The sequence below is a fragment of the Streptomyces sp. NPDC001744 genome, from assembly GCF_042892575.1.
GTDB lineage: Bacteria > Actinomycetota > Actinomycetes > Streptomycetales > Streptomycetaceae > Streptomyces.
Map to the genome: position 1 here is coordinate 72,471 of NZ_JBIAUG010000028.1, position 6,310 is coordinate 78,780.

Consider the following 6,310-nt stretch of genomic DNA (forward strand, 5'->3'; position numbering starts at 1 on the left):
TCGGGCCTCCTCAGGCGCCGTCGTGAACTGTGGGAGCTCCGGAAGGGAGAGCGGGCGCCAGGCGCCCGGCGAGCCGGTCCACCGCCCCGGCGAGCGCGGCGGGGGGCAGCAGCCCCGGCCCCCGGCTCCGCGCGAAGTCCGCGAACGCCTCCGCCGTCGTGCGGCACGGCACGAAGCCGAAGACCTCGCGCGTGTGGACCGTCGAGACGACCCTGCCGTGGGTGAGCAGCCGGATCTGCTCGGGCGCGAAGTCGGTGACCCCCAGCGTGCGCAGCGCCGTGCCCACCCAGGTGACCGCCGGGAGCAGGACCGGCACCGTCGGCCGGCCGAGCCGCCGCGCGCACTGGGAGAGGAGCAGCACCCCGTCCCCGGCCACGTTGAAGGTGCCGCTGTTCTGGGTGGCCCTGCGGGGCTCGTGCGCCGCCAGCCGCAGGACGTCGAGCACGTCGTCCTCGTGGACGAACTGCAGCCGCGGGTCGTGGCCGAAGACGGTGGGCAGGACCGGCAGCGCCAGGTACTCGGTCAGCGGGGAGTCGATCCGGGGACCGAGGATGTTCGCGAACCGCAGCACGCACACGGCCACGTCCGGCCGCCGCCGGGCGAAGCCCCGGACGTACCCCTCGACCTCGACGGCGTCCTTCGCGAAGCCCCCGCTCGGCAGTGCCTTCGCCGGTGTCGTCTCGGTGAAGACGGCCGGGTCGCGCGGCGCCGAACCGTAGACGCTCGTACTGGACTTCACCACCAGGCGCGCGATCCGCGGCGACTTCTGGCACGCGCCGAGCAGCTGCATGGTGCCGATGACGTTGGTCTCCTTGACCGACGTCCGCCCGCCGCCGCCGAGCGCCGTCCCGGTGACGTCCAGGTGGACCACCGTGTCGACGTCGTGCTCGACGAGGACCTTCGCGATCTCGGGCCTGCGGATGTCCACCCGCACGAACTCGGCGGCACCGAGCCGGTGCTCCGGGTGTACCGCGTCCACCGCGATCACCCGCTCCACCTCCGGGTCCCGCTGGATCCTCCGTACGAAACGGCCGCCGAGGTGCCGGGCGGCTCCGGTGACGAGCACGACCTTGCCCAAGATCAGCGCCTTCCGTCGGTCTTCCGTGGATCGCTTCCGTCGGTCGCCACCGTAGCGCCTCCGGATTCCCCCGGGACAAAAGCGTGGCCCTCCACCACAGGGGTGAAGGGCCACGCCGACGCGCCGAACGCTGCGAAGCAGCGGTCGCCTTACTTCTTGTTGCGACGCTGAACGCGCGTGCGCTTGAGCAGCTTGCGGTGCTTCTTCTTCGCCATCCGCTTGCGCCGCTTCTTGATAACAGAGCCCACGACTACCCTCGCTCACTTCTCGGAACATTCCCGCCGGGCGGGAATCGGTGCGGGGCGTCTGGGCCCACACGACCTACGTCGGCCTAGCCTACCGTCCCGAGCACCCCACTCGTAATCCGAGGGCCGTGCGGAGCTCTCCGGCGCCGCTCCGCGCGCCCGCTACGCGGTCCCCACCCCCACGAAGGACTCCCGCAGGTACTCGTGAACCGCCTGTTCCGGCACCCGGAAGGACCTGCCCACCCGGATCGCCGGCAGATGACCGCTGTGCACCAGGCGGTACACGGTCATCTTCGAGACGCGCATCACCGAGGCGACTTCCGCCACGGTCAGGAACTTGACCTCGTTGAGAGGCCGATCGCCAGCAGCCATGATCCACCTGTACCTTCCGCCGCGACGGCCACCGACTTCCCCTCCGGTGACTCTTCGTCGTCGAGCGCTCACGCTCCAGACTAGGGGCGGGTGGTACGAGTGGGGAAGAGGAGCTGCCACCGGCCGTTCACCGTGACAGACGCGCGCGTTTGAGTACATAGCGCGACAGCGGGAGGTACGAGGCGGAGCGCACGCCGTCGTCGAGGGGGACCACCGCCGACACCTGGCCCTCCGCCTCCCCGACGAACAGGGCCGGATCGTCCGTATCGGCGAGCCCGATGGCCTCGATACCGAGCTGACCTGCTCCGCAGACCCAGCCGTGGTCCCCGACCACCAGCTCCGGAAGCGGCCCGCCGGAGTCGGCCGCGCTCTCCAGGGCGGCCCTGACCGGCAGCGGCGAATGGGAGTGCGCCCCCGGCGCGCCCCCGGCGCCGGAGGGACCCGGTTCCCGTACGAGGGCGACGCCCCGCACGTAGTCCAGGACGTGGGTGCGTACGCCGAACCGGGTCGGCATGTCGACACATCGCCCCTGCGCCGGGGTGAGCACAAGGCACCCCGCCGCCGACAAGGCGTCTGCAAGGGCGGCGTAGAAACCGATCAGCCGGTGCGGGTGCCCCGTCCCGAGAAGCACCGGAACCTGCCGCTCCGCCGCCGCTCCGAGCCGCGCGGCGAACGCGTCGAGCCCCCTCAACGTACGCTCCGGATCGATGACGTCCGGCCCCGCCCGGTGCGCGGGGTCCCCCGACACCCCGCACCTGTCGGCCATCAGCCGCAGCAGCTCGGCCTCGTCCCACCCCCGGACGGGTTCGAGACCGAGCAGCACCCGCGGATCGCGCGCGGCGAAGAGCCGGTAGCTCCGCAGGTTCTCCTCCCGCGGGGTCGCCACCGCGCCCGCCAACCCCTCCGCCAACAGATGCGCCCGCAGCGCCCCGGTACTCCGCACCCGTCCGATGCTGCCCGAACGGCCCCGCCCGGGGACGCGAACCCTCCGGACGCCCCACGGTCGGCGTAACACCCGGCGGCGCGTTCCGGACGGGTCAGCCGTCGGAATCGAGGGCGGCCAGCCCCTTGGCCAGGTCCTCCCGGTTCATGACCGGCGAGTAGTGGAGCCGGGCACCGAGCTTCCGGAAGAGCGGCTCGGAGATCCTCGGTATCTGGGACGGGTCGGCCATGTCGAAGAACAGGTAGGCCGTGCGGCAGCCGTCCTCGGGGGTGAAGTAAGCGGCCTCGGGACGCAGTTCCCGCAGCACGCTCTCCATGGTCTCCTGCAGGGCCCCCCGCTCGACGGCCTCGTTGGAGACCGCGGTGTCCATCTGAACCTTCAGCAGCATGCGCATGACGCGCCCTTTCCGACCGGGCGGGCGCTCCGTTCGGCACGCCCTCGACGCCCGGGCGCTCTCCCTCCAGGGTCCTCCCCCTTCCGGCGCGGGGCGACCCGGCGGCGGGCGCGCGGCACCGGTTCCTACGCGAGCAGCCCCCGCAGCGGGAAGGCGGCCCTGCGGGTCGCGATCACCGCCTGGTCGAGCCGGTCCGCCGGGTCGTACCCGTCGGCCCAGTCCCGGAAGTCCACCGGCCACCGCCCGTCCGTCATCCGCGCGGGCCCCGGCTGCCGCGTCCGCGCGTACGCCTCGTCCCGCCAGGACGGGGGGATCACCGACGCGGGGTCCACGGGCGCGTGCGCCGCGATGCCCACCAGGTGCGTCCAGGAGCGCGGCACGACGTCCACCACCGCGTATCCGCCGCCGCCGAGCGCGAGCCACCTGCCTCCGGCGTGCGCGTGCGCCAGCTCGTGGCAGGCTTCCTGGACCGCCCGCTGGGCGTCGAGGGAGACCGCCAGGTGGGCCAGCGGGTCCTCGGCGTGCGTGTCCGCGCCGTGCTGCGTCACGAGCACCTGCGGCCGGAAGTCCGCGATCAGCTCCGGCACGACCGCGTGGAAGGCCCGCAGCCACCCCGCGTCCCCGGTCCCGGCCGGAAGGGCCACGTTCACGGCCCCGCCCTCGCCGGGGCCCGGCGCGCCCGTCTCCTCCGGCCACCCGGTCTGCGGGAACAGCGTCCGCGGGTGCTCGTGGAGCGAGACCGTCAGGACCCGGGGGTCCTCCCAGAACGCCGCCTGCACCCCGTCCCCGTGGTGCACGTCGACGTCCACGTACGCGACGCGCTCCGCGCCCAGTTCGAGCAGCCGGGCGATCGCGAGGGAGGCGTCGTTGTAGACGCAGAAGCCCGCCGCCGCGCCCGGCATCGCGTGGTGCAGGCCGCCGGCGAAGTTCACCGCGTGCGCGGCCTCCCCCCGCCACACGGCCTCCGCCGCCCCCACCGACTGCCCGGCGATCAGCGCCGACGCCTCGTGCATCCCGGCGAACGCCGGGTCGTCCACCGTGCCGAGCCCGTACCCCTGGTCGGCACGGCGCGGGTCGGCCGAGGCCGCGCGCACGGCCGCCACGTAGTCCTCGCGGTGGACGAGCCGCAGCGTCGAGTCCCCGGCCGGCTTCGCCGCGACCACGTCCACGGCCCGGTCGAGGCCGTAGGCCCGCACCAGCGACATCGTCAGCGCGAGGCGCACCGGGTCCATCGGGTGCCCCGGCCCGAAGTCGTACTGCGTGACAGCTTCATCCCACATCAACAGTGCGCGGCCGCTCATGCCCGTCACCGTATCGGGCCGCCCGCGAACCGAACGACGTGGCGTACGCCACCGTCACCAGGACGAGCACCATCGGCACCAGCATCGCGCCCCGGTAGCTCCACGCGTCCCCGAGCGCCCCCACGAGCGGCGAACCGACCAGGAACCCGACGTAGTTGAAGACGTTGAGCCGCGCCACGGCCGCGTCGCTGTCGCCGGGGAAGAGCCGTCCGGCGGCGGCGAAGGTCTGCGGCACGAGCACGCTCAGGCCGAGCCCGAGGACGGTGAACCCGGCGATCCCCGCCCAGGCGCCCGGCGCCGCCGCGACGAGCCCGAACCCGAGCGCCGCGAGCACCGACCCGCCCCGCACGACCGCCGCGGCCCCCAGCCGGCGCACCCCGAAGTCCCCGACGGCCCGCCCGAGGAGCGTCGTCACCATGTACGCGTTGTACGGCACGGTCGCCAGCTCCTCCGAGCTGTGCAGCACGTCCTGGAGGTACTTGGCGCTCCAGTTGGAGACGGTGGAGTCCCCGATGTAGGCGAAGGTCATGGCGAGGCAGAGCGGCAGCAGCAGCGCGAACCGGGCGCCGCTCCCCCGGCTCTCCTCCGTCCCCCCGGCCTCCTCCGCCCCGGGTGCGTCCCCGCCGGCCGCGTACCACCGGCCGGCGACGAGGGCGACGGGCAGCAGGACGGCCACGACCGGCAGGTAGGACGTGAACAGCGACAGGTGCCAGTGCGCCCCCGCCCAGGCGAGCGAGGCACCCGCGATCCCGCCGAGGCTGTACGCCGCGTGGAAGCCGAGCATGATGCTCCGCCCGTACGCCCGCTGGAGGCTGACCCCCAGCATGTTCATGGAGGCGTCCAGGGCTCCGACGGCGATCCCGAAGAGACCGAGGAAGACCGCGGCCTCCCACAGCTCCGTGCCGGCGCCCACGGCGAGCAGCGCCAGCAGGACGAAGGGCTGCGACCACCGCAGTACCAGAGCCGGTCCGGCCTTGGCGACGACCTTCCCGGTCATCACGCTCGCCCCTCCGGCGAGGATCGGCACGGCCGCCAGGAAGGCGGGAAGGAGGGCGTCCGAGATCCCGTACCGGTCCTGGATCGCCGGTATTCGGGTCACGAGCAGGGCGAAGGTGACCCCCTGCACGAAGAAGCCGACCGCCAGAGAGCCCCGCCCACGCCGCAACCGCGCATCTGTCATGGCGGCACAGCGTACGGCCGGAAACTACCCCTGGGTAGACGGATCACAGTCCCAAAATCGCGGGCAGTTCGTCCATCCTCCGGAAGAACCCCCGGGCCCCGGCGAGCTTCTCCTCGGGGGTCATCGCGGTGAACCCGTACACGTCCATCCCCGCGGCCAGGGCGGCCCGCACGCCGAGTCGGCTGTCCTCGATCACGACGCACCGTCCGGGCTCGACGCCCGTCCGCGCCGCGGCGTGCAGGAACAGGTCCGGTGCCGGCTTGCCCCGGCCGACGTCCTCGGAGCTGAAGGTGTTCCCGTCGTGGAACCAGGCGTCCAGTCCGGTCTTCCGGTGTCCGACCCGGATCCGCTCGTGGCTCCCCGAGGAGGCCACGCAGTACGGGACCCCGGCTCCGACGAGCCGCTTCAGCATGTCCTCGGCGCCGGGCACGGGCTCCAACTCGGCCCGGAACGCGGCGAAGACGCGCGCGTGGAAGACGTCGTCGAAGTCCTCGGGCAGCCGCTGCCCGGTCCGCTCCTCGACCAGGTCGTGGACGCGGTGCAGGGCGGACCCCATGTAGTCGCGCAGGGAGTCCTCGTACGAGGTGGGGTGCCCGAGCTCCGTCAGGTAGCCGGCCAGCAGCGTGTTGGAGATCGGCTCGCTGTCCACCAGCACGCCGTCGTTGTCGAAGATCACCAAGTCGTATCGCATGGACCGAGCTTAGAACGCAAAAATGCCTCAACCCCCGGACATGGTCCGGGGGTTGAGGCCAAAAATTGTTCGGCGGTGTCCTACTCTCCCACAGGGTCCCCCCTGC

General features: G+C 72.8%; 8 protein-coding genes. All 8 read right to left on the reverse strand.

Features of this window, described 5'->3' with window-relative positions; all coding sequences use genetic code 11:
• Positions 1-10: 10 nt before the first annotated feature.
• The 8 genes from ACFYZY_RS27215 to ACFYZY_RS27250 all read right to left on the reverse strand — a co-directional run bounded on the left by ACFYZY_RS27215 (position 11) and on the right by ACFYZY_RS27250 (position 6,204).
• Entirely contained in the window at positions 11-1,078 is a 1,068-nt protein-coding gene (locus ACFYZY_RS27215; RefSeq protein ID WP_388699150.1) for an NAD-dependent epimerase/dehydratase family protein, read from the reverse strand.
• Between the two features lie 149 nt (positions 1,079-1,227).
• Positions 1,228-1,326: a 30S ribosomal protein bS22 gene (locus ACFYZY_RS27220; RefSeq protein WP_003948845.1), complete on the reverse strand. Its 99-nt coding sequence runs from the start codon at positions 1,324-1,326 to the stop codon at positions 1,228-1,230.
• 159 nt (positions 1,327-1,485) lie between these two features.
• Positions 1,486-1,695, reverse strand: coding sequence for a helix-turn-helix domain-containing protein (locus tag ACFYZY_RS27225; RefSeq protein WP_030223786.1), 210 nt, complete (start codon positions 1,693-1,695; stop codon positions 1,486-1,488).
• A 127-nt stretch (positions 1,696-1,822) separates the two neighbouring features.
• Positions 1,823-2,638, reverse strand: a complete 816-nt coding sequence (locus ACFYZY_RS27230) for a phosphatase (RefSeq protein ID WP_388699153.1) — start codon at positions 2,636-2,638, stop codon at positions 1,823-1,825.
• Between the two features lie 94 nt (positions 2,639-2,732).
• The gene (locus tag ACFYZY_RS27235) at positions 2,733-3,032 is read right to left on the reverse strand and encodes a hypothetical protein (protein ID WP_388699155.1); all 300 of its coding nucleotides are present in this window, start codon (positions 3,030-3,032) and stop codon (positions 2,733-2,735) included.
• A gap of 125 nt (positions 3,033-3,157) precedes the next feature.
• Positions 3,158-4,333: an acetoin utilization protein AcuC gene (locus tag ACFYZY_RS27240; protein WP_388699158.1), complete on the reverse strand. Its 1,176-nt coding sequence runs from the start codon at positions 4,331-4,333 to the stop codon at positions 3,158-3,160.
• The gene (locus tag ACFYZY_RS27245; RefSeq protein ID WP_388699160.1) at positions 4,302-5,513 is read right to left on the reverse strand and encodes an MFS transporter; all 1,212 of its coding nucleotides are present in this window, start codon (positions 5,511-5,513) and stop codon (positions 4,302-4,304) included. The genes ACFYZY_RS27240 and ACFYZY_RS27245 overlap by 32 nt, the downstream gene beginning before the upstream one ends.
• Before the next feature lie 43 nt (positions 5,514-5,556).
• On the reverse strand, positions 5,557-6,204 hold the full coding sequence (locus ACFYZY_RS27250) for an HAD family hydrolase (RefSeq protein ID WP_388699163.1): 648 nt from the start codon (positions 6,202-6,204) through the stop codon (positions 5,557-5,559).
• Positions 6,205-6,310: the final 106 nt, after the last annotated feature.